The organism is Nonomuraea sp. B19D2 (assembly GCF_040137845.1).
Classification (GTDB): Bacteria; Actinomycetota; Actinomycetes; order Streptosporangiales; family Streptosporangiaceae; genus Nonomuraea.
The window spans coordinates 58,780-80,168 of the sequence record NZ_JBEFAK010000016.1 but is presented as its reverse complement, the minus strand read 5'-3'; the positions used below and the strand labels follow the sequence as shown (position 1 = coordinate 80,168).

Genomic DNA, 21,389 nt, shown 5'->3' with positions numbered 1-21,389 from the left:
CACGTCTCGCGTCAGACGTCGCTGTGCTTACCGCGGCGGGCCAGCTCGCGCAGGGCGTCGGCCGCGTAGATCACGAGAGATACGAACGAGATCGCGGCGATCGAGCCGCCGAGCCACAGATCGTTGACCGTCGCGTCCACGTAGGTCGCGCCCCTCGCCTGGTAGCCGACCGCGAACGGCGCGGCCACCAGCCACAGGCCGCCCAGGAACAGCAGGACGAGGGCGGAAACGCCCAGCTTCGCCATCATCGGTTCTCCTCCACTCCGACCAGGGACGCCTTGCCGTTCCTGCGGTGCTCACCCGAGTTGTTGAGGTCCTCGCGCAGCGCCTCGACGAGCGGCGCCAGCAGGCTCGCCAGCTCGGCCGACGACGCCTGGGGCGCCGCCGGTACGGGCTCGGGCTCCGGTTCGGGCCGGCGCTGACGTACGACCACCAGGCCCCGCGCCACGAGCTCCGCGTAAATGGCCGCAACGAAGCAGATCGCGCCGATCAGCCCCACGACGACCACGCCCAGGCCGGTGAAGAACTCGGATCGGGTGGCGTTCGTCCAGTCGGCGTTCTCCGGCTGGGTGCCGAGCGCGAAGGGCGCGATCATCAGCCACAGCCCGGCCAGCACGGCCAGGGCAGCCGCGACGGTGCCCACAAACTTGCGAATCATTGTGAGATTCCTCCTGTTACGAGGTCTTTCTGCGGGGGCGCGGCCTGGGCGATCAGGGCGCGCGAGGTGGGCCGCAGCACGGTGTGCGCGACCGACCTGGCCCGCTCGCGCTCCGTGCGGCCGTCCGGCGGCGCCATCTTGGCGACCGCGGTGAGCAGCGCGGAGCGTTCGCCGTTCGCCCGATCGATGCGCTGAGCGATGAGCTCGAGCAGCAGCCCGGCAAGGACCAGGTCGTCCTTGCTGAGCGGCTTCTGCGCCGGGGGCGGCGTCGAGGAGCCGCGCAGCGGCAGCTCCTTGAGGAAGAGCGTGGCCACGAACCCGATCAGCGCGATGGGCACGCCCACCATGAACACGGTCTCCAGGCCCCGCGTGAACGCTTCCAGCACGATGTGCTTGATCGGCTCGGGCAGGTGCTGGATGGCTCCCGGGCTGCCGAGCTTGACGTCCCCGCCGGCGGGCAGCGCGATGTGCGCCGCTCTGAGCATGTCGGCCATCTCGTCCTTGAGGCGGTTCGTCAGGATCGCGCCGAACGCCGCCACGCCGACGGCGCCGCCCAGCGAGCGGAAGAACGACACGCCCGACGTGGTCGAGGCCATGTCACGCAGCTCCGAGCCGTTCTGGGCGGCCAGGATGAGCATCTGCATGGACAGGCCGAGCCCGACGCCCAGCACCGCCACGTCGAAGCCGATGAGCCACTCGCTGGAGTCCACGTGCAGCTTGGACAGCAGGAACAGCCCGACGGCCACGATCAGCAGGCCCGCGACCGGGAAGATCTTCCACTTGCCGGTCCGGGTGACGATCTTCCCGGAGATCACGCCGGCCAGGAACAGCGCCATCACCATGGGCAGCGTCATCAGGCCGGACTGGGTGGGGCTGAGGCCCTTGACGATCTGCAGGTACTGCGGCAGGTAGATCATCGCGCCGAACATCGCCATGCCCACGAACAGCGAGGCGAGGCTGGTGAGCACGAACGTGCGGTTGCGGAACAGTCGCGGCGGCAGGATCGGGTTACGCGCGGTCCGCTCGGCCACCACCGCCAGGGCCAGCATGAGCAGGCTGAGCGCCGCCAGGAAGTACGTCCACAACGAGTTCCACTCGAACTCGACGCCGCCCAGCGTCAGCAGCAGCATGAGCGAGCTCGCGCTGGCCGTGATCGTGGTCGCGCCCCAGATGTCGATGGAGGTGCTCCGCCTGACCTTCGGCAGCTTCAGCACCTTCTGGATCACGATGAAGGACACCACCGCGAAGGGCACCACGACGTAGAAGCACCAGCGCCAGCCGAGCCAGCCGGTGTCCACCAGGAATCCGCCGAGCAACGGCCCCGCGACCGTGGAGATCCCGAAGACCGCGCCCATGTAGCCGGAGTAACGGCCGCGCTCGCGGGGCGAGACGATGTCTCCCAGGATCACCTGCGCGAGTGCCGACAAACCACCCACGCCAAGGCCCTGCACGGCCCGTGCCGCGATGAGCTGCCCGATGTCCTGCGACAGACCGGCCACCAGCGAGGCCGCCACGAACAACCCCAACGCGGTCTGGAAGAGGAGCTTGCGCCCGAACAGGTCGGACAGCTTGCCCCACAACGGCGTGGAGACCGTCATCGTCAACATGGTCGCCGAGGCGACCCATGAGTACTGGTCCTGACCGCCCAGCTCCCCAACGATCGTCGGCAGCGCCGTGCCCACCACCGAAGTCGAGATCATCGACGTGAGCATCGCGAGCATGAGCCCGGACATGACCTCGAGGATTTCGCGGTGGGTGTACTGCCGCCTCGCGGGGGTTGCGGCCTGCGCCTGCGCTACCACTACACCACATCCCCTTACTACAGCTTTACTCAAGTGGAGTATACGCGCGTTTACTAGCCGCGCGGCAAGTGGGTTCCGGTTGAGTAGAGTGCGAGCATGGACGCCCAGGTGACGGACGCCCGGCCGCGCGACCGCGCGGCCACCCGCGAGCGGATCTTGCGTGCGGCCCGCACGTTGTTCGGCGAGCACGGGTACGAGCGGGTGACCGTCCGGATGATCGCCGCGGCCGCGGACGCCAACATCGCCCTGGTGGGACGCTATTTCGGCTCCAAGGCCGGCCTCTTCGGCGCGGTCCTGGAAGGCGAGCCGACCATCCGTGACCTGTTCAGCGGCGACTTCGAGAGCCTGCCGCGGCGGCTGGCCGAATACGCGGCCGAGCGCATGGAGCACCCGCCGGAGAGCCCGATCCTGCGCACGTTGGAGCGCTCGGCGGGCCACCCCGAGGTCCAGGCAGTGGCCCGCGAACGCATGCTCACGGCCGTGCTCCACCCGCTGGAGGAGCTGCTCGGCGGTCCGGACGCGCACGCCAGGGCCCGCATGGCCACGGCGGTCTTCCTCGGCATCGGCGCCATGCGCCGGCGCCTCGGCCCTGAGACGCCCACCCCGGCCGACGTCGACCGCCTGACCGCGGTCTTCGAGGCGTGCCTGAAAGTTTCACCTGCCTAGGCGGTCCTGGCCTGGGGATATGCCGCGAGCAGCGGTCGGATGTCTTTCAGCGGGCGGTGACGGCTACTTACCATCCGAATGGCGGTGGGAGCGCTCCCACAGCTCCCGCATGACGGACGGAGTGAATTCCATGTCTCGCAGAAGGCCCGTGTTGGCGGTGCTCCTCGCGGCGGCCGCCATGGCCGTGGCGGGGTCGGTCGTCCTCTCCTCGACCCCCACCGCCGAGGCCGCCGACTCCGCTTTCTACGTGGATCCGCAGACCAACGCGGCCAAGTGGGTCGCCGCGAACCCCAACGACAGCCGTACCCCGGTGATCAGGGACCGGATCGCCGCCGTGCCCCAGGGCAGGTGGTTCGCCACGTACAACCCCTCCACCGTGCGGAGCCAGGTCGACTCGTACGTCGGCGCGGCCGCCGCGGCAGGCAAGATCCCCATCCTGGTCGTGTACGAGATGCCGAACCGCGACTGCGGGGGCGCCAGCGCGGGCGGCGCGCCGGACCACGCGTCGTACCGGGCCTGGATCGACCAGGTCGCGGCGGGTCTCGGCGGCCGGCCCGCCACGATCGTGCTGGAGCCGGACGCGCTGGCCATCATGACGAACTGCATGAACTCGGCGCAGCAGGCCGAGGTCAAGGCGTCCATGGCTTACGCGGGCAAGAAGTTCAGGGCGACGTCGTCGCAGGTGAAGGTGTACTTCGACATCGGGCACGACGCGTGGCTGTCCGCCTCGGAGGCCGCCTCCAGGCTGGTCGGGGCCGACGTGGCCAACAGCGCCGACGGCATCGCGGTCAACACCTCCAATTACCGCTCCACGCCCGGGCTGGTGTCGTACGCGAAGAGCGTCCTCGCGGCGACCGGCGTGTCCAGGTTGAAGGCGGTCATCGACACCAGCCGTAACGGCAACGGGCCGCAGGGCAGCGAGTGGTGCGACCCGCCGGGCCGCGCGACGGGCACCTGGAGCACCACCAACACGAGTGACTCGGTGATCGACGCCTACCTCTGGGTCAAGCTGCCGGGCGAGGCCGACGGGTGCATCGCGGCGGCCGGGCAGTTCGTGCCGCAGCGGGCGTACGACCTGGCCATGGCCGCCGCCCCGCCCACCGTGACCCCCACGGTGACCCCGACGGTCACTCCCACGGTGACGCCGACCACGGGCCCGTCGGGCTGCGCGGCGACGTACAAGGTGACGAGCCAGTGGCAGGGCAGCTTCCAGGGTGAGGTGACCGTGAAGAACACGGGTTCGTCCTCGATCTCCGGCTGGAAGGTCGGCTGGACGTTCCCGAACGGGCAGACGATCTCGCAACTCTGGAACGGCAACCTCTCGGGCAGCGGCACCGTCACCGTCACGAACCTCAACTGGAACGGCGCACTGGCGGCCGGCGCGACCACCACGTTCGGCTTCGTGGCCGGCTGGAGCGGCCAGAACGGCATCCCGTCGCCGGTGACCTGCACGGCCTCCTGAGACCCGATGGGCCCCTCGACCGGGGCCCATCGGCGAAATAACGGCGCCTTCGCGGCTGTTGCACAGTGCCAGGTCACACCGCTCTGCGAAAGGCGCGTACTCATGGCTCTGCCGCTGTCCATCCTTGATCTGGCGATCATCGGCGAGGGCGAGACGGCGGCCGACAGCCTCGCCGGCAGCGTGGCCCTGGCCCAGCGGGCCGAGGACCTGGGCTACCGGCGGGTCTGGTACGCCGAGCACCACAACATGCCCAGCATCGCGTCCTCGGCGACCAGCGTGCTCATTGCCCACGTCGCCGCCCACACCCGGACGATCCGCCTCGGAGCGGGCGGCGTCATGCTCCCGAACCACTCCCCACTGACCATCGCCGAGCAGTTCGGCACCCTGGAGACCCTGCATCCAGGACGCATCGACCTCGGCCTCGGCCGGGCGCCGGGCAGCGACCAGCAGACCCTGCGCGCGCTGCGGCGCACCCCGTCGTCCGCCGACTCGTTTCCGCAGGACGTTCTGGAGCTCCAGGGCTACCTCGCGGGCGAGTCCCGGATCCCGGGCGTGGACGCCACGCCGGGCAAGGGCACGAACGTGCCGCTCTACATCCTCGGCTCCTCGTTGTTCGGCGCCCAGCTCGCCGCCGCGCTGGGGCTCCCGTACGCGTTCGCCTCCCACTTCGCGCCCACCGCGCTGGAGGAGGCCGTGGCGCTCTACCGGCGCGACTTCAAGCCGTCCGCGCAGCTCGACCGGCCGTATGTCATCGCCGCGCTCAACGTGATCGCGGCGGACACGTCGGAGGAGGCGCAGGAGCAGTTCCTGGCCTCGAAGCGGCTGAGGGTGAGCAGGTTCCTGGGGCGGGGGGGCACGTTCACGACGGAGGAGGCCGACATGATCCTCGAGTCGCCGGCTGGGCAGCAGATCGTGCAGATGGCCAGATACTCGGCCGTCGGGGACCCGGCGGAGGTCAAGGACTATGTCAACCGGTTCGCCGAGCACGCCGGGGCGGACGAGCTGATCGTCGCCTTCTCCGCGCCCGACAGGAAGGCGGGGCTGCGCTCGGCCGAGCTGCTGGCGGAGGCACACGGGCTCTGATCAGTCCGCCACGAGGCGGCTCCGGCGGCCCTCGTGCTCACGCTGGCGCCGCACGACGTACGTGCCCGGCGCGCACCCCGTACCCCCATGCTCGGGATGCAGCAGGTAGACGGCGGCCGACGCCTCGAACATGCCGATCGCTAGCCCGTCCGCGTCCGACACCCGGGTCGTCCACCGGCAGGTGCCCGGGTCGGCGACGAGCGTGTGGGGGTTGCCGCCGGCCGCGCCGCGCAGGAGCTCGACGCCCTCCGGGGGAATGGGCTGCCAGTGGAGGTCGGACAGGAGTGCTACGGATGCGGCGACGACGGAGTGGGGGATGACGATGAGGTCGCCCTGGGCATGAAGGCCGTCGACGACGGTGATGCGTACCGACTGCTCGAGGTGGTCGAGCACGGCGAGTCCGGTCTGCTGGGTCAGGGTGGCAAGAGTCACAGTCATGGTGTTCACCTCAGGTTCGGCGGAGAAGCAGGGAGTACTGCGCGGCGGACAGCCCGTAGGTCCAGCCGGCGGCGTCGATCGGGTCGTTGATGAAGCCCGGCACGGTCAGCCCGTACTGCCGGCGGCGCCCGTCGCGCTCGACGGACCCGTTGACCGCGAGGAGCACTCTGGTGCCCCTGCGCATGTCGTAAAGGCGCAGCTCGGAGCCGGGATTGCCGGGATCGGGGGCGGTGGCGACGAGCCGGAGCCCGGCCTGCTCGATGTAGGAGGCCCAGCCGAGGTGCTCGATCGCACACCGTCTGACTTCCACGTTGGCCTCGTCCGCGATGCGCCGGACGTCCGGATCCATGATCACCCAGGGCGGCACCTCCGTGCCGTGCAAGGAGTGCAGGTCCCAGCCGTCCGCGTAGCGCATTGCCGGGCCGTCGGCGCAGTGCAGCCGCACCTCCCCGTCGTCGCCCGACACCTCGGTGTGCACGGCGACCGGCCGCTCGGAGACGACGCACACACCTTCCCTGGGCCACCACCAGCCGCACGACGTGGCCGCGGTCGCCCACAGCCCGAGCCGCTCCAGTTGCGGGCCGGTGAATGCGACACCGGCCACGTGCCGCAGGGCGTCGTAGCGGGCGATCCAGGAAACATGCAGAAGGCGGTACCAGTCCTCGCGGAACGGCCCCGCGTGGGCCGCCCGCAGCGGCGGGATGAGCGTGCTGTAGAGCGATCGGGACAGCGGAAAGAGAACCTGCTGGTGGATGAGCCGGTCGATGGGCTCTTGAGCTGGTCTGATCCGCGCGTCGAGCTCCCTGCGCAGCTCCCGCACCAGCGTCGCGAACCGGCGAGGCACGAGCCAAGCGGCCATGCGCTCGACTGACTCGCGGACCCGTGCCCCTGGCGGGACGGTCGTCAGGGCCGCGACGGGTGATGCGACCCAGTGGAAGTGGGGTGGAGGGAGCCCGATCAGGCGGTACAGGCCCGAGATGGCGGCCTCTGCGGCCGAACGGTCGGCGGGCAGCGTCGAGAGCGCCTGGCCCAGCCATTGCTCGCGGATGGCGGCAGCTTCCCGCTGCACGGGATCGCTCACCGGATCAGGGTGGCGTGGTCCTTTCTCACGATCATGTCTGAGATGGTGACAGATCGGCACGGGAGATGTCCACCCGTTGCCCGGGGCCTTCACGTCGCCGGAGCCACCGCGCCACAATGAACCCATGTCGGGCGCCGAGATCGGACCGCCCAGATAACGACGGACCTCGGGTCCAGCCACGTACGCTCCATGGCGGGCAGGTCATCCCGCGGGCGGCATAGGCGACATGCAGCTCGCCGGGCGTCTCGCGGACCTCGAAGTGGGCCCGGCCGTGCTCGCCGGGGAAGAGGCGCCCGCCGGCCCAGGTGTTGAGCAGGGAGGCCGTGTCGCGCCGTGGGATGTAGACGCCGGTCTCGACTCCGTCGGGACCGTCCCACTCGACGGCGATGCGGTGGGCGGCGTTCTCGCTGCGCAATCCCACGGCCTTCGGCGCCCAGCTCGGCCGTACGTCTCCCAGGCGCAGCAGGCAGATGCCGGCGACGGCATAGCCGCGCACGAGCTGCGGGCGGAGCCCGTCGGGGAGCAGGCGGGCGGCGACCTCCGGCGCCAGCCGGTAGTTCACCAGGAGACGCCGCTCGACAACGCTGGACAGGCGGGGTTGCCTCATATTTCCCCACCGTCCGGAAGGCGTTGCCACTTGGTGTGGCGTAGGACGATCTGCTCGGGACAGACGGCGCTGAGGAAACGGCCGACGCAGACGGCCAGTCGTTCCTCGGCCAGTGTGTAAAGGATGCGGTTGCCGTCGCGGCGCTCGGTGACCAGGCCCGCGCCCTTGAGGACGCCGAGGTGGCGGGAGATGGACGGCGCACTGATGGAGAACCGGCTCGCGATCTGTCCTGCTGAGAGCTCGCCGTCACGCAGGTCTTCGAGGATCTGGCGTCTTGTGGGATCGGCGAGCGCGCGGAAGACACCGGTCTCGTCGTTGCCGTCAACCATACTTCGAATATAGCACATTGGCTAAATAGCTAACCTGCTAATATGTGACGTACGAGGGCATGAGCATGGTGAACGAGGACGGCCGTCACCGGGAGCGGCTGCACGTGCGAGGCGTCGCGCTGCCGTCGGAGGAGTGGGCCGAGTTCTGGATCGTGGACGGCAGGCTGACGTGCGAGCCGCTGCCCGGCGCCACCACGGTTGTGGACGGGGGCTGGCTGCTGCCAGGGCTCGTGGACGTGCACACACATCCAGGCGCCCGGCATCCAGGTGACCCGCTCGACCCGGCGCTGCTCCGGCAGCACGGTCGCGAGCACCTGGCGGCCGGTGTGACGCTCCTGCGCGTGCCTGGTTCAGCCGACCGGCTCCCGACGTGGTTCGGCACAGAACCGGACCAGCCGCGCGTCGTCTCGGCCGGTCGCTGGCTGGGTCTGCCCGGCATGTTCTACGACGGATGGACACGGCACGTCGGCGAGGCGGAGCTGGCGGACGCGGCGGTCGACGAGGCGCGCGCGTCTGGGGGCTGGTGCAAGGTCTACGCGGATTGGGTGGTCGGCGAGGAGGGGCTCGATGCGCCGCCGCTCCCGGGCCCCCTGCTCGCCGAGCTGACTCGGCGGGTGCACGCCATGGGCGGCCGGGTCGCCGTGCACGCGCAGACGTCGGCAGGCGCCCGGATCGCGGTCGAGGCGGCGGTGGACAGCCTCGAACATGGCCTGGGCCTTGACACGGCGCTACTGGACCGGATGGCCCGCCAGGGGACGGCCCTGGTGCCCACGTTCACGGTCTGGGAGACATTCGAGCGGGTCGCCCGCTCATCGGGCGCGGACCGGTTCCGTGAGTGGTTCCGGGCGGCACACGCCCGTCTGGGGCCGCTGGTGTCGGCCGCGTACGAGTCCGGCGTGACGGTGCTGGCGGGGACTGACAGTTACGGGACAACCGAACTCCCGCACGGACGAGTGGCCGGCGAGGTGCGCCGTCTGGCGGCGTCCCCCATGCCCGTCGCGGCGGCGATCGGCGCGGCCTCATGGACGGCGCGGTCCTTCCTGGGCTTCCCCGGGCTCGAGCACGACGCCCCCGCCGATCTGGTCGCTTACGACCTGGACCCCCGCACCGATCTCGCCGTCCTGTACACGCCCGCGCGCGTGATCCACCGCGGCCGGATCATCCGCTGAGCCCTGCGTTCGTCAGGACCTGTCGGTGGGCGGCTTGATCCGTACCCGCTCCTCCTCGGGGCGGCTCTCGATGTCGTCGAGTTGCTCGCGGATCGTCTTCCGCAGGTCGTCGTAGTCCCGGAAGTAGTAGTCGTTGAACAGGGTGTAGCCGGTCCACATCAGGTTGGCGCACACCCGCGGCGGCACCTTGCCCGTGGCCGCGCCCATGCCGACCAGTGCCACCGACTCGATGCTGCCCGGCTCCTTCTCGTTCTGCATGTGGATGGCCTGGAACGCGGCGGCGCACGCCATGGCCACGTTCAGCGTCTCGCTCACGTTCTGCACCGACTGCACCATCGTCGGCGTCGAGATCAGGAACTTCGGGTTGGTCGCCCCGGACGGTACGCAGACGGCACTTCCCACCGGCAGCGATCCTTCGAACTGATCGCGGATCGCCCGCTGGACGCGTAGCTGGATCCCGGCCCCGAGGTGCCGCTTGATGACCGCGTCGACGCCGCCGTCCATCCGCCCGCGGGAGTTGGTCGGGCTGACCCAGGCGTCGACGTGCTCGGAGACGAGCGACCCTTTGTGGATCTCGACCTCAGGGGTGTCGGCGAACGCCGCCAGCCACTCCTGCACCACCTTCGCGTTGACGTCCGCCAGCACCACCTTGAGCAGCGGCTTCACGTGCTTGACACTCAATGGCTTGCTCCGGGTGCGGGGGAGGGACGTTTCCAGCAGGTACGAAGATACCGCGCCACAAGGGCGAACGGGATCTTGCCCCCGACATCGCATCCGCGATCTTCACGCGGCACAATTCCCCCACTTCAGTCCCCCGTGCCGTCACCGGCACGCCTCGCCGATCCGGGAGCCCTCGATGCGCGACGTCAACACCCCCACCTCACCCGACCCGAAGGACCCGAACGACCCGCTGGCCCTGGCCGAGCTCTTCCAGAACGGCGGCGAGCCGTGGCTGCCGCTCCTGAAGCCGGTCATCGAGGCACAGCCGGCCGCGGCCACGTTCATCGGTCCGGGCCGAAGCCCGCAGGTCGTGCCCGTACGGGAACTGACCTTCCAGGCGCTCAAGCCCAACCCGCCGCACAAGTGGAAGGTCGTCGTCTTCGGCCAGAACCCGTACCCGCGGGCCGAGAGCGCCACCGGCATCGCCATGTTCGACAACACCTTCCACGACTGGGCCGACAGCCAGTTCGGCAAGGTCATCACCATCCGCTGCATCATCAAGGCGGCGGCGATGTGGAAGCACGGGATCCCCAAGAAGACGCCGATCGCCGACATCCGCAAACTCCTGAAGCAGCACGACACCGTGCAGCCGCCCGAGTGGTTCCAGGCGATGCTCACGCAGGGCGTGCTGCTGCTGAACGCGGCACTCACCGCCAGCAGCGACGGGGCCATGGGCACCGACCAGCACGCCGCGTTCTGGCGACCGGTCGTCGAGAGGCTCGTCGAGGAGATCCTGAAGGCCAAGCAGAACGCCGACGAGAAGGATCGGGGCGTGGTGTTCGGGTGGTGGGGGGTGCACGCCCGCAGCCTGAAAGAGGTCGTACTCCGGCTGCAGAAGAAGTACCCCGAGGTGGAAGTCCGGCACATCGACCACCCCAACCCCGCCGCACAGGGCGACATCTTCTGCGACGGCAACCACTTCGCCGACGTGAACACGGCACTCAAGGAGCTCGGCGCCGACGAGATCGACTGGCTGCCCAGCAAGGGGTGGAACACGCTCGCGGCGCACGCCGGCGGGGCCGACGCGGACACGGCCGACCGCATGGGGGCCTTCATCGCCTCCACGATGGAGCTGCACAAGCTCTACCTCGAACGGCTCGCCAGCGTCAAGGACGAGGGGCTGGAGCTTCCGGCGATCACCGGCGTGTTCGACACCCCGCTCATGGACTTCCGCGAGGCCGTCACCCCGGTGGCCAAGCTGCTGTCGGGGCTCGACTGGCACACGGAGCAGTCGTACCGGTTCGGCGAGAAGCAGTCGGCCGGCGCTACCGACGGGCTGTCCGCAGACGAGATCGCGGCCCTCTACCTCTACACCTGCGAGTCGGCGTTCTACCGGCAGATCAACGCCACCCTCCGCAACCCGGACCGCACCCGGATCGTCCCGTACCTCGCGTACCTGCGACTCTTGTTCTCGGCCGTGTCGCGTCTGCCGGCCCGTACGGAACCGCTGTGGCGCGGGGTGTCGCTGGACCTGCGGGCGCAGTACCCGGTCGGCCGAACCGTCACGTGGTGGGGCGTGTCCTCATGTACGTCGAAGCTCGGCGTGGCCCAGGCGTTCCTCGGCCGTCGCGGCAAGCGGACGCTCTTCGAGGTGCACCCCGCGCGGGCCGTGGGCATCCGCAGTTTCTCCGCGTTCACCGGCGAGGAGGAGTTCATCCTCGCCCCGGGCACGCAGCTCAAGGTGACCGACGTGAAGTCCGAGCGCGGCGGCCTGTGCACCGTGACGCTCACCGAACTGGCCGAGCAGCACCTGGTGGCGTGAGCATCTGTTCATGAAGCTCCGGCCGCTGGTCGGGGGGTGTGATCACGCAGGGCGGGGGCGGCGGTCGTCGGCGTCGTACTCCGCCCGGGCCGCCTCGACCTTGCCCATGTTGGCGCCGGCCCAGTCGGTTAGGGCGGCGAAAAGGGGAGCCAGGCTGCGTCCCAGATCGCTGATTTCATACTCGACCCGCGGCGGCACCTCGGGATGATAGGTACGCACCACGAGACCGTCGCGCTCCAACTGCCGCAGCCGCTGGGTCAGCACCTTGGGCGTGATCGTGGTGATGCGCCGCTCCAGCTCCACAAAGCGCTGCCGGCCGTACTCGTTGAGGGTCCACAGGATCGGGGTGGTCCAGCGGCTGAAGACGATGTCGACGACCGGAGCGATCGGGCAGGCCTGCTCGGGCGCAGCCGGCACCGTCGCCGTCCGGGGCACGTTGCCGCTCATGCGGAATCCCCTCTGACATAGTTACTTTCCTCTAGGTACCTACTATACAAAGGATGCTAGCTTCCCCGAGTCGCCGATTCGGAACGGAGCTGTTCATGATCGTAATAACCGGCCGAGCGCCCCGCAGGACGGCGCGGAACGTCGTCGCCCTCACATGACCACGCTGCCGATGCCGGTCTCCGCGGAGCGCTTTCTGACCGAGCCGCATCTCGCCACCCTGACCACCTTCCGGCCGGACGGGTCTCCCCACGTGGTGGCCGTCCGTTTCACCTGGGACCGCGAGGCGGGACTGGCCCGCGTCATGACGGTCGGCTCGTCCCGTAAGGCCAGGAACCTCCTGTCGGCCCCCGGAAGCCGCGCCGCGCTCTGCCAGGTCGCGGGCTTCCGCTGGATCACGCTCGAGGGTACGGCCACCGTGTCCGACGACCCGCTGCGGGTCGCCGAAGGGGTGCGGCGATACACCCGGCGCTACTCGTCACCACCGCCCAACCCGCCTGGGCGGGTGGTGGTCGAGATCGCCGTCGACCGAGTGATGAACCTCAACACCTGATTTGTCGTAACAGAAAGGTCTGCCATGCCAACCGCGCACATTCTCGACTCGACGATGTTCCATCGGGAGCTCGGGTCGGGGACACCGATGGTCTTCCTGCACGGGAACCCGCACTCGTCCTATTTGTGGCGTCACATCATGCCCGCCGTCGGTGACCCCGGCCGACGCCTCGCACCCGACCTGATCGGAATGGGGGAGTCCGGGAAGCCCGACATCGACTACACATTCAGCGATCATGCCCGCTATCTGGATGCGTGGTTCGACGCCCTGGACCTCGATGACGTCGTCCTCATCGGGCACGACTGGGGCGGCGCGCTCGCCTTCGACTGGGCCGCCCGCCACCCCGGACGCGTACGCGGCATCGCGTTCACCGAGACGATCGCGAAGCCGATGTCCTGGGAGGAGTTCCCCGAAGCCGGGCGGGAGCTCTTCAAGGCGATCAAGACGGAGGGTGTCGGCGAGACCATAATCCTGGACGACAACTTGTTCATCGAGGGCAGCGGCCTCCCCGAGGAGGATCTCGCCGTCTACCGCAAGGCGTTCCCCACCCGGGACAGCCGCCTGCCGATCCTTCGATGGGCGCGGTCGATGCCGCTCGGCGGCGAACCGGCCGACGTCGTGGCCATCGTCGAGGCGTACGACACGTGGCTGGCGACCAGCACCGACGTGCCCAAGCTGTTGATCGCGTTCGAGCCCGGCCACGGCGCCATGATGGGCCGCGAAATGATCGAGTGGTGCGCCGGCAACATGGCCGCTCTCGAGATCGAAAAGCACGGCGTCGCCGGCCACAGCACTCCGGAGGAGCAGCCTCAGGCGATCGCCACGGCCATCGCCGGCTGGATGGGCAGGCACGGGCTGCGCTGACCCGGAGGTGTCGATGACCACGGAGATCCGAGGCGGCCTGCGCCGCAGGCTCGGCAGGATGACGCCGGGCAGGCCGGCGGACCGCCGCGACGGCCGGCCGTAGGTGTAGTCCTCACCCGCGCCGGGGCCGCAGGCCGCCGACGTCGCGCCCCACGGCAGTCACCCGATGCCCGGCCTCCACCAGCGCCATCCCGATGCGCTACAGCATGATCATCGTACGCTCCGCAGCCTGACCGCGGTCCCAGAGGTGATGGAGGAGCGCAATTCGAGGGAGTTGGCCCGACATAACTGCTGGTGCGTTATACCGCAGGCCTGTTCGGCGTTCTGTAGCATATTGAGCATGTCGGCACACCCCCCAGTTGCCAGCTATGTCGGCAAAAGCGTGCGTTGGTATCAAATCGGGAAAAAGGTGATAGAAAGGAGAAACTGGTTAAAGTACCTGCGCTGGCAGGCCGTCTCCCGCGCCCTCAGCGAGGACGACACCATTCTCTCCGAGAAGGTGGGCCAAGCAGCCACTGCCTTCTGTGACGCACTCGACGTCACAGAGATCCCGATCGACCAGGACCGTTCTGGCATGTTCCGGCGCATGGGCCGCTGGGTCAGGGAGAAGATAACCTGGGGCGTTCGGTTTCCCGATTATCGCGGTCGGCTCAGTTTGACCTTCGATGACCGGCTGAAAGCGTGGATAAAGGACGCCGCCGAAAGCCCGATGGGGCGAAAAGCGCTTGATTTCGCGCAGTATCACGTCGGTGAAGAAGAGCGCGGCGCGCTGTTCGCCGAAGCGGTTCTCAACGAGGCACACGGCGTACTCATCGAAGCCCGTGAAGGCGAGTCCCCGGGCGCCGCCCGGTGGGAGATGGCTGCCGAGATCCACCGTTACGTCCCTGACAGCGAGATCCGGCGGCGGCACCAGCGCTGGAGAAGCTCGGCGAGAGCCATCAGCGCCGGTGGCACCGCTGCCGTCACCACCCAGGTCTTCACGGATGACCTGACCAAGTCCATCACCCTCGGTGTCGCGCTCTCGGCCCTGGCCGCGATCGTCGAGCTGACGATCTCCTCGCGCACGTTGTCCGGTCCGCAGATCGCGGTCCGGGAGCAGGTGCGAGCCTGGCTTGAGGAAGCGCTGGTGGCACGGCTGTGGGGCAACCTGCGGTGGGTGGGCGAGTTGGGGAAGCAGATCGAGGAAACGGGACGGCCGCTGCCCATCGGCGATCTCATCATGGCCATGGCCAGAAACCTCGTCACCATCAAACCCCTCGACGACGACGCCAAGGTCTTCCGGGACGTGGACCGGCTGAGAGAGCACGCCCTATCTGTTTCGGACCCCGAACTCCTCGCGTTCCTCGTTCGCCTGGAGACAGCCTTGCGGCACAAACCGGATACTCTGCCACACGCTTTCCGGGCGCTGATCACTTCGGTGCGAGAACGGAACCTGATCGGGGAAGCGGATCCAGGGGCCCGGGCCGTGATCATGCGGGGGAACACCGAAGACTAGTGCCACCTGACTCCGGTGGGACGTGCGGGCAGGCCTGGGCGATCAAGGCTGGTATCCGATGTGGTGCAGGAGGACCCGCAGCCGGCGCTCGATCTGTGCTGCGGTCATGTCCTGTTCGTGCTGGAGAAGGACGGATCCGATGGAGCTGGCCAGGATGTCCTGGATGACGCTCGGATCGGTGTCCGCCGGGAAGCGGCCGGCGTCGATGGCCTGCTGCGCGATCTGCGTCAGGGCATCCAGCCGCGGCTGGAGGTAGCGCCTGGTGTAGGCGGTTACCAGTTTCGGGTAGTCCACCGAGGCGCCGATGACTCGCGCCATCAGCGCGCGGAAGCGGGGGCGGCTGAGGAGCTCGGCGATGGACGTGACCAGCTCGTCGATCGTCTGCCCTGCCGAAGCCACGTCGGTGTCGGGGTTGCGGGCGTGCTCCAGGGCGGCCATCAGGAGGTCCTCTTTGGCTCGCCAGCGCCGGTAGACGGTCAATTTGGCCACGCCGGCGCGTTGGGCGACCGCTTCGATGCTGGTGCCCGCCGCGCCGCGTTCGATCAGCAGGTCCAACGCCGCGTCCAGGATGGCGGCGTCGTTTCCCGGGTCGCGTGGTCGGCCGTGGCGTTCTACGCCGGCCACAGCACCTGGTTCAGCCATGCGGCCAGTTTGTCGGGTGCCGGGCGGCCGCGCCAACCGATGTGCCCGTCGGGGCGGATCAGTATCACGTCGTGCGAGCCGGGCTCGGCCGGGATGAGCGCGGTGACCATGTCTGTGCCCAGTTGTGCGGCGGCAGCCTGGGCGTGGTGGGCGGCGATGTCCGCCTCGGCGGCGAGCACCATCCAGCGGCCACAGATCGCGGCGTGGAGCATGGTCTGGGCGCCGTCGAGGCGTCGGCAGGCGAGATCGGGCATTCTGTCGCCTGGATGCAGGCCGGGCATCCACCGGTGCGAGGCGAGGGCGAGCGGTCCGCCCCGATAGCTGATGCCGAGCTGGGAGGCGGCCAGCCACAGCCGGCGCTGTAGGGCGGGTAGGCGGACGGCCGGCAGGACCAGCTTGTCGCGGACCAGGCGTTTCCACGGGGTGTGGGGCAACATGATGTCGACCGCGGTGCTGGTGGCGCGCAGGACGTTGCGGGCCAGCGGGCGCCGCTCGCCTTCGTAGGTGTCGAGGAGCCGCTGGCCGGCGCGGCCGCAGGCGACCAGCGCCAGTTTCCAGGCGAGGTTTTCCGCATCGCCCAGTCCGGTGTTCTGCCCCTGTCCGCCGGTGGGACTCTGGATGTGCGCGGCATCGCCTGCCAGCAGGATCCGGCCGCGGCGGTAGGCGTCGGCGAGCCGGCGGTGGATCCGGAACTCGGAGGCCCAGCGGATTTCGGTGACCGTGTCGAGGCTGACGCCGCTGCGGTGGGCGAACTCGCTCAGCACCCGATCGGTGATCTCGCTGTCGGACAGCTGGTCGGGCAGGTCTGCCGGTGGCTCGGTGAAGACCCGCCAGGTGTCGTCCGGCAGCGCGGTGACCGACAGCATGTGGCCGGCCTCCATCCAGGTCGTGCTGCCGTTCTTGTCGAACGGCCACTGGGCCCGTACGTCGACCATGAGCAGGCGTTCGAGGAGTTTGCGGCCGGGGAAGCCGATTCCGGCGAGTTTGCGTACCGTGCTGTGCGCACCGTCACAGCCGATCAGCCAGTGGGCCTCGAGCTCGTACTCGGCACCGTCGGCTGTCTGGACGGTGGCGGTGACGCTCGTGGTGTCCTGCCGGGCGGCCACTAACCGGCTGCCCCATTCCACGGTGCCGCCCAGTTCTGTCAATCGCCGGCGCAGGGTGCCCTCGACTTCGGCCTGTGAGATCAGCAGCGCCTGTTTGGGCTGGTCGGCGACGGCCTGGCCGACGTGGAGGCGCAGCACGGTGCGCGGTCCTTCGTTGTAGGACATGTTGAGGGAGGACTGGGAGCGTTCCGGCAGGTCGCCGAGCGCGCCGATCCGTTCCAGCACCTCCACGCCGCGTGGTTGCAGGCCAAGGGCCCGGGAGGTGGTGGCGGGGCCGCCGGCGGCGTCGATCACGCGAACGGGGACGTCGTGCAGTGCCAGGTGAATGGCCAGGGCGAGCCCTGTGGGGCCGGCTCCTGCGATGAGTACGGTGTCGGTCACTTAGTAAACGATACGGTACCGATTACTAAGTGCCGCACAAGGCCCCATGTGACCACGACCCCGACCTCCAGGACGGGATGCCCTGTCGATCAAAGCGGCTTGCCATATCGTTTTTCGATGCTATCGTTTTTCGATAGCATCGAAAAACGATATGGATCGGAGAGGGCTGATGGCTACACAGCACAGCACGATCGGACGAGTGGTGCGCCGACCTGCGGTCTTCGTGGTTCTCGTCCTGGTGACCGGGGTGATCACCGGCATGGTGCTCTACTCGAGGGCCGGGTTCTTCGGCCTGACCTACCAACACGTGGTGGCTCAGTCACCCGGCTTCTACGGCATCTCTCTCGATGAGCCGGCGTTCACCGAAATGACCCGGCCAGGCGTCGTGGCCATGGCCGGTGATCTTCGATTCATCGACGGCTCGCCCGACACCGGCCAGTACGTCCTGCAGACCCTGACCACCTTCCCGGGCTTCGTGGTGACGGCCGGCGCGTTCTTCCTGCTGTGGCGGCTGCTGTGGCGGGCTCGCGACGGCGTCTACCTGCCGCAGGTCGCGCGCCAGGTGCGAGTCCTGGGCTGGTGGCTGCTCGTCGGCGGCCTGCTGGCTCCTCAGATGGAGCACTTCGCGATGATGGCGCTGCTGGACACGATGACCGTGAACGAGGCCTACTACGGGATGAAGGAGATCCCGGTGGTCGTGCCGCTCGTCGGGTTCGGGCTGCTGGCGCTGGCGAACGTCCTGCGTACCGGGGTGCGGATGCGCGACGACCTGGAAGGCACCGTCTGATGTCGCCGGCCGAGACGGACACCCACGCCATCACCGTCCACCTCGACCGGCTCCTGACCGAGCGCGGCATGACGCTCACCGAACTGGCAGACCGGGTGGGAGTGACCGTCGTCAACCTGTCCATCCTGAAGAACGGCCGGGCCAAGGCCATCCGGTTCACCACCCTGACCAAGATCTGTGACGCTCTCGGCTGCCAGCCAGGTGACCTGCTCAGCTATCACCCGGAAAAGGAACGATGAGCAGACCCGCCTTCTTTCTCCATACGTCGGCTCTCGTCGGAGGCGTCGGCTCACCTTCGGCGGATCCTGTCGGCCGGCCCAGGCCAGGCCACGAGCCGCGCCCGACCTGACGCGGACCGGTTGTCGCTATCCCCACTGGCCGGGCTGGTAGTCGCCGGCGAGCTGCTGGGTGATGGCGTTCATCCGGTTGTAGGCGTTGATGCAGGCGATGAGGGACACCAGGGCGGCGAGCTGCTCCTCGTCGTAGTGCTTGGCCGCGTTCGCCCAGGCCTCATCGGTGACACCACCGGTGCCGTCGGCGATGCGGGTGCCCTGCTCGGTGAGCTCCAGGGCAGCCCGCTCGGCGTCGGTGAAGACCTTCGCCTCCCGCCAGGCCGCGACCAGGTTGAGGCGCACCGAGGTCTCCCCGGCGTGCGCGGCGTCCTTGGTGTGCATGTCGAGGCAGACCGCGCAGCCGTTGATCTGGCTGGCGCGGATCATGCAAAGGAACTGCGTCGCGGCCGGCAGGGTCGAATCAGCCACGACCTTGCCCGCGGAGTTGATGTACTTCTGGAACCTCGCCCCGACCGGGTTGCCGTAGTAGTTCAAACGGGTGCTCATGGTGATCTCCTTGCCGTGTTCGCGGTTACACCCACTGATGGAACGGCCCGGCCGGACTTGACCGCGGGCCGCCCTTTCGGTGTGGTCTGCCGCTATGACGGAACGCGGAACAAGAAGGTGACCGCGAGCGGAGCGAATCTTGGCTCAGCGCGGCGCCCTACCGGCTGCTCGGCTTCCTGGCTGGAGGCCGGCCGCGGGTTCCGGGCCGCTGCTGTAGCTGGACGAGCACGACCGTACGCACTCTTCTGCGTGATCAACGCCGCAGATCGAACGCTCGGAGCAGGAAAGAGCCACCCGGTGGTCCCGGGTGGCTCGGAGAACAGATGGATCGGTCAGAACACCGTCTCGACGTTCGCGGAGCGCACGGTCCACGGCGGCCCGCACGTGCCGCGCCCGGTGAACCGGTTCCCGGAGAAGATGATCGGGCTGGCGAACTGGTAACCGTCGGAGCAGGTCACCACGATCCTGATCGCCCCGCTGTACACCGAGCAGTCGATGTCGATGTAGTACGCCGGGATCGGGACGCTCCGGGAGCACGAGTAGGCGGCGGCCAGCTCGGCCTTGCCCGGGGCGTCCGGGAGCGCCGCGGTGGACTGGTCGGTGAACCCGCGTTCGGGCGCCGCGGCGGCCGAACCCGTGTGCAGCGCGACAGAGAACAGCAGTGCCGCGATCGCGGCCAGCACGCCGATGAGCATTCTTCTCGCATGTACTGCCATGTGATCGAACCTCTCGCTGGGTTTCCCTTTCGGCCCGGCCGAGCCTTACCAGTGATACTTTCGCCAAGCCAGGAGCGCCCGGTCATCGTCACTTCACGTGAATCTCCGCCGGAGCGGTGAGCAGGCGGTTGTCACTAATGTCAAAATGGCCCCCGGAAAGGAAATGAACAGGGTCAGATAAAGCCATGCTCCTTCCACGCGCCTGCCAGCAGCCGGGTGACGGTGGTGCTGAGGACCCGGACGCCGTGCGTGGAGCCCGGCTCGATCCCCACCAGTTCCCGCACCCGCCGCAGCCGATAGTCGAGCGTGCGCGGATGGATGTGCAGGGACTCGGCCGTACGCAGCCGGTTCATGTCGTTGCGGTAGTAGGCGTCCAGCGTGGGGACCAGGTCGGGCCCGTCGCCGAGCCGTCGCGCCGTCTCCCGCAACCACTGGTCCACCTGCGGCGTCTCCACCGCGCCCAGCTCCGCGAACACGTCGGCCACCCCGTACGGCCGGCGCGGCACCCGCTCGATCGGCGCCACCCGGCTGACCTTCCGGGCCAGCGCGGCCGCCTGGACCAGCGCGCGGCGGCGCCCGTGGGCGGTGCCGACCGAGCACGGCCGGCCCACGACCTCGGCGACTGCCCGCGCCAGCGCCAGCCCGGCCCCCTCGACCGCCGAGCGGTGCTCAGGCCGCACTCCGTGATACGGCACCAGCGCCACGAACTCGTCCGGTTCGTGCCACCCGAACGGCATGCGGTGCTGCTGCAGCAGGGTGCGCACGACCTCCTCTCGGCACTTCTTCGGCGGCTCCTTGGCCGGCCGCACCACCGTGACCAGATAGTGCTCGGCCATCGGCACCCCGAGGCTGCCGGCCAGTTCGCCGGCCATCGGGTCGTCGTGCAGCACCATGGTGGCCAGCAGGTGGACGCGTGAGGCCGTCGGCAGGAACCGCTCGTACCCCCGGAAGTAGCCGCGGGTGTAGACCGCCTGCGCCGCCGTGCCCTGCCCGGCCAGCCAGTCGAGCATGCGCATCGTGTCGGTCAGATCGCCGGGTCCGGCCGCCTCAGAGATCTCTCGCAGTGTGAAGGCGGCGTGCAGCGTCAGCGCGCCGCGCTGGCAGCCCGGTGCCACGCCCTGCGCGCCGCGTTGCTCGCCGACCGACTCGATGAAGGCCAGGTCGCTCTCCAGCAGCGGCTCGCCGGAGGCGGCCAACTCGGCCGTCCGGCGCCGTACGACGACCGCGAACTCCATCATCGACGCCCGCGATCTGTGCTCGATCGCCTGGAAGCCGGCGATCTCGCCGGCGCAGGCGTCCACCACTTTCCTCGCGTTGTCGTCGGCCCGGCGTTTGAGCATGCCGAAGAGGTCCCCCATGTCGAATTCTCCCCGTGACGTCGTCGTTGTTCATGTCTCCCTGAAACGCGCAGTGCGATATTCGTCGGCCGGGTGGTTTCGTATCAGTGGGTTTTCCGGACGTTCTCGATGACCCCGCAGAAAGGGCGCGTGGCCAGGTACGGAAGGGGCACTCCTGGATTTCGGACGGCCGAGGTGCGGTGAAAGTTTCATTTCGCCGTGGATCGCTCGGCCGAATCGCCGCCGCTGCCGCCATTGCGGGCGCTCTCCTGGGCAAAGTCGGCCCGGTGGCTCCCACATGAGCCGAAGCGAGCGGTTGAAACTCAGGACGCACGCCGCCCCCGCGGCGCCCAGGGCCATGGCTGATCGCTCCAGCCCCTTACGCCGACTATCCAAGGCCGGGGCGCTTCACTAGTGTCGGCATCCACTGGGATGATCGACTTTGGAG

23 protein-coding genes and 1 pseudogene are annotated in these 21,389 nt (G+C 68.9%); 10 read left to right on the top strand and 14 right to left on the bottom strand.

Annotation, left to right across the window (positions count from 1 at the left end):
• Positions 1-11: 11 nt before the first annotated feature.
• From ABN273_RS28025 to ABN273_RS28015, 3 genes are read right to left on the bottom strand one after another with little or no spacing between them, the layout of a single operon-like run.
• Positions 12-248 (bottom strand): hypothetical protein, encoded by a 237-nt coding sequence (locus ABN273_RS28025; RefSeq protein WP_349452014.1) that lies wholly within the window; start codon positions 246-248, stop codon positions 12-14.
• On the bottom strand, positions 245-658 hold the full coding sequence (locus ABN273_RS28020; RefSeq protein ID WP_349452013.1) for a hypothetical protein: 414 nt from the start codon (positions 656-658) through the stop codon (positions 245-247). Before ABN273_RS28020 ends, ABN273_RS28025 begins: the two co-directional genes overlap by 4 nt.
• Complete coding sequence (locus ABN273_RS28015; protein ID WP_349452012.1) at positions 655-2,460, bottom strand: MDR family MFS transporter; 1,806 nt, start codon at positions 2,458-2,460, stop codon at positions 655-657. The genes ABN273_RS28020 and ABN273_RS28015 overlap by 4 nt, the downstream gene beginning before the upstream one ends.
• Positions 2,461-2,556: 96 nt before the next feature.
• On the opposite strand from ABN273_RS28015, the gene ABN273_RS28010 reads away from it, so the two are divergent.
• The 3 genes from ABN273_RS28010 to ABN273_RS28000 all read left to right on the top strand — a co-directional run bounded on the left by ABN273_RS28010 (position 2,557) and on the right by ABN273_RS28000 (position 5,671).
• Positions 2,557-3,126 (top strand): TetR/AcrR family transcriptional regulator, encoded by a 570-nt coding sequence (locus tag ABN273_RS28010; RefSeq protein ID WP_349452011.1) that lies wholly within the window; start codon positions 2,557-2,559, stop codon positions 3,124-3,126.
• A 130-nt stretch (positions 3,127-3,256) separates the two neighbouring features.
• Positions 3,257-4,588, top strand: coding sequence for a glycoside hydrolase family 6 protein (locus ABN273_RS28005; RefSeq protein WP_349452010.1), 1,332 nt, complete (start codon positions 3,257-3,259; stop codon positions 4,586-4,588).
• A 102-nt stretch (positions 4,589-4,690) separates the two neighbouring features.
• Positions 4,691-5,671 (top strand): LLM class flavin-dependent oxidoreductase, encoded by a 981-nt coding sequence (locus tag ABN273_RS28000; RefSeq protein WP_349452009.1) that lies wholly within the window; start codon positions 4,691-4,693, stop codon positions 5,669-5,671.
• On the opposite strand, the gene ABN273_RS27995 is transcribed toward ABN273_RS28000, so the two are convergent.
• From ABN273_RS27995 to ABN273_RS27980, 4 genes are read right to left on the bottom strand one after another with little or no spacing between them, the layout of a single operon-like run.
• Positions 5,672-6,109: a DUF8820 family protein gene (locus tag ABN273_RS27995; protein WP_349452008.1), complete on the bottom strand. Its 438-nt coding sequence runs from the start codon at positions 6,107-6,109 to the stop codon at positions 5,672-5,674.
• Positions 6,110-6,119: 10 nt separating this feature from the next.
• Positions 6,120-7,190: a DUF6745 domain-containing protein gene (locus ABN273_RS27990; RefSeq protein WP_349452007.1), complete on the bottom strand. Its 1,071-nt coding sequence runs from the start codon at positions 7,188-7,190 to the stop codon at positions 6,120-6,122.
• Between the two features lie 31 nt (positions 7,191-7,221).
• A complete protein-coding gene (locus ABN273_RS27985; RefSeq protein WP_349452006.1) occupies positions 7,222-7,797 on the bottom strand; it encodes a DUF2071 domain-containing protein in 576 nt (191 codons plus the stop codon).
• Positions 7,794-8,126, bottom strand: coding sequence for a metalloregulator ArsR/SmtB family transcription factor (locus tag ABN273_RS27980; protein WP_349452005.1), 333 nt, complete (start codon positions 8,124-8,126; stop codon positions 7,794-7,796). Before ABN273_RS27980 ends, ABN273_RS27985 begins: the two co-directional genes overlap by 4 nt.
• Before the next feature lie 44 nt (positions 8,127-8,170).
• Between ABN273_RS27980 and ABN273_RS27975 the strand changes: the two genes are divergently transcribed.
• Complete coding sequence (locus ABN273_RS27975; protein ID WP_349452004.1) at positions 8,171-9,295, top strand: amidohydrolase family protein; 1,125 nt, start codon at positions 8,171-8,173, stop codon at positions 9,293-9,295.
• A gap of 12 nt (positions 9,296-9,307) precedes the next feature.
• Here the strand turns inward: ABN273_RS27975 and ABN273_RS27970 are convergent, their stop codons facing one another.
• Positions 9,308-9,976 carry a macro domain-containing protein gene (locus ABN273_RS27970; RefSeq protein WP_349452003.1) on the bottom strand — a complete coding sequence of 223 codons (669 nt, stop codon included), beginning with the start codon at positions 9,974-9,976 and terminating at the stop codon, positions 9,308-9,310.
• A 175-nt stretch (positions 9,977-10,151) separates the two neighbouring features.
• On the opposite strand from ABN273_RS27970, the gene ABN273_RS27965 reads away from it, so the two are divergent.
• The gene (locus tag ABN273_RS27965; RefSeq protein ID WP_349452002.1) at positions 10,152-11,777 is read left to right on the top strand and encodes an ADP-ribosyltransferase domain-containing protein; all 1,626 of its coding nucleotides are present in this window, start codon (positions 10,152-10,154) and stop codon (positions 11,775-11,777) included.
• Positions 11,778-11,819: 42 nt separating this feature from the next.
• On the opposite strand, the gene ABN273_RS27960 is transcribed toward ABN273_RS27965, so the two are convergent.
• Positions 11,820-12,224, bottom strand: a complete 405-nt coding sequence (locus ABN273_RS27960) for a winged helix-turn-helix transcriptional regulator (RefSeq protein WP_349452001.1) — start codon at positions 12,222-12,224, stop codon at positions 11,820-11,822.
• 154 nt (positions 12,225-12,378) lie between these two features.
• On the opposite strand from ABN273_RS27960, the gene ABN273_RS27955 reads away from it, so the two are divergent.
• The 3 genes and pseudogenes from ABN273_RS27955 (at position 12,379) to ABN273_RS27945 (ending at position 15,133) form a co-directional block, all read left to right on the top strand.
• Positions 12,379-12,774, top strand: a complete 396-nt coding sequence (locus ABN273_RS27955) for a pyridoxamine 5'-phosphate oxidase family protein (RefSeq protein WP_349452000.1) — start codon at positions 12,379-12,381, stop codon at positions 12,772-12,774.
• 21 nt (positions 12,775-12,795) lie between these two features.
• A pseudogene (locus ABN273_RS27950) lies at positions 12,796-13,638 on the top strand (haloalkane dehalogenase); the annotation flags it as partial.
• 340 nt (positions 13,639-13,978) lie between these two features.
• On the top strand, positions 13,979-15,133 hold the full coding sequence (locus tag ABN273_RS27945; protein WP_349451999.1) for a hypothetical protein: 1,155 nt from the start codon (positions 13,979-13,981) through the stop codon (positions 15,131-15,133).
• Between the two features lie 42 nt (positions 15,134-15,175).
• Here ABN273_RS27945 and ABN273_RS27940 read toward each other — a convergent pair whose 3' ends face one another.
• Both ABN273_RS27940 and ABN273_RS27935 read right to left on the bottom strand, forming a co-directional pair.
• Positions 15,176-15,775: a TetR/AcrR family transcriptional regulator gene (locus ABN273_RS27940; protein WP_349451998.1), complete on the bottom strand. Its 600-nt coding sequence runs from the start codon at positions 15,773-15,775 to the stop codon at positions 15,176-15,178.
• Entirely contained in the window at positions 15,745-17,262 is a 1,518-nt protein-coding gene (locus ABN273_RS27935; protein ID WP_349451997.1) for an FAD-dependent monooxygenase, read from the bottom strand. The genes ABN273_RS27940 and ABN273_RS27935 overlap by 31 nt, the downstream gene beginning before the upstream one ends.
• Positions 17,263-17,431: 169 nt before the next feature.
• Between ABN273_RS27935 and ABN273_RS27930 the strand changes: the two genes are divergently transcribed.
• Both ABN273_RS27930 and ABN273_RS27925 read left to right on the top strand, forming a co-directional pair.
• Complete coding sequence (locus ABN273_RS27930) at positions 17,432-18,049, top strand: DUF2975 domain-containing protein (RefSeq protein WP_349451996.1); 618 nt, start codon at positions 17,432-17,434, stop codon at positions 18,047-18,049.
• The gene (locus ABN273_RS27925; protein ID WP_349451995.1) at positions 18,049-18,288 is read left to right on the top strand and encodes a helix-turn-helix domain-containing protein; all 240 of its coding nucleotides are present in this window, start codon (positions 18,049-18,051) and stop codon (positions 18,286-18,288) included. Before ABN273_RS27930 ends, ABN273_RS27925 begins: the two co-directional genes overlap by 1 nt.
• Before the next feature lie 126 nt (positions 18,289-18,414).
• On the opposite strand, the gene ABN273_RS27920 is transcribed toward ABN273_RS27925, so the two are convergent.
• The 3 genes from ABN273_RS27920 to ABN273_RS27910 all read right to left on the bottom strand — a co-directional run bounded on the left by ABN273_RS27920 (position 18,415) and on the right by ABN273_RS27910 (position 20,962).
• Positions 18,415-18,888: a carboxymuconolactone decarboxylase family protein gene (locus tag ABN273_RS27920; RefSeq protein ID WP_349451994.1), complete on the bottom strand. Its 474-nt coding sequence runs from the start codon at positions 18,886-18,888 to the stop codon at positions 18,415-18,417.
• A gap of 332 nt (positions 18,889-19,220) precedes the next feature.
• On the bottom strand, positions 19,221-19,604 hold the full coding sequence (locus ABN273_RS27915; protein WP_349451993.1) for a hypothetical protein: 384 nt from the start codon (positions 19,602-19,604) through the stop codon (positions 19,221-19,223).
• Positions 19,605-19,777: 173 nt separating this feature from the next.
• Positions 19,778-20,962, bottom strand: coding sequence for a PucR family transcriptional regulator (locus ABN273_RS27910; protein WP_349451992.1), 1,185 nt, complete (start codon positions 20,960-20,962; stop codon positions 19,778-19,780).
• Between the last annotated feature and the right edge of the window lie 427 nt (positions 20,963-21,389).